Origin of the sequence: Gemella sp. zg-1178 (assembly GCF_018790995.1) — a bacterium.
Lineage (GTDB): Bacteria > Bacillota > Bacilli > Staphylococcales > Gemellaceae > Gemelliphila.
On record NZ_JAHKEI010000065.1, the window covers coordinates 1 to 599 of the forward strand.

Annotated in this window: 1 protein-coding gene; it reads left to right on the forward strand. The window is 31.2% G+C overall.

What is annotated here, in order from left to right; all coding sequences use genetic code 11:
- Positions 1-185 precede the first annotated feature (185 nt).
- The gene (locus KMP12_RS07770; protein WP_256442637.1) at positions 186-311 is read left to right on the forward strand and encodes a hypothetical protein; all 126 of its coding nucleotides are present in this window, start codon (positions 186-188) and stop codon (positions 309-311) included.
- Positions 312-599: the final 288 nt, after the last annotated feature.

Genomic DNA, 599 nt, shown 5'->3' on the forward strand with positions numbered 1-599 from the left:
TATAGTATCCTGGTTACTTTCATTAATAGACTGTAGCGAATTAATGGTGTTGCCATGTTCTGCCATAATCTTGTTTATAACCTCAACATCAAGACCCAAAGCCTGTAAAAATCCTCTTTTCATTTTAATTCTCCTTTACATTTATTAACGTGGTATAGTCCACAATAGAGCTTGTCAAGTAACGTTTGACATACGAAAAAGACAGTTTAACGTCATATCCAGGACAAAAGAAAAACACCCAACAAAAAGCTAAGTGTTTAATTTTAATAAAAAGCCATATCCAAAAGAATATGGCTAAAGTTTTAAGTTAACTAAAGATGCTTAGGTGGGACTGCCGGGTCTCCCACATCCTTATACACTAGTAGTATAAGCCGGTAGGCAGACAAATTCTATCTTTCTAAACACCTTACTAACTTAATCATACCATATTTTTATTATTTTGTAAATAAAAATTTTCCTTCTTTTTCTAATTAGTAAATTATATAATTAAGTTAGCCAGTAGTACAAAAAAAGCATCTCATAGGATATACTTTTAGTAACTACAAAAAAAGGATACCAAGAGATGCAAGAACATTATAACACAAAAGGCAAACACATTA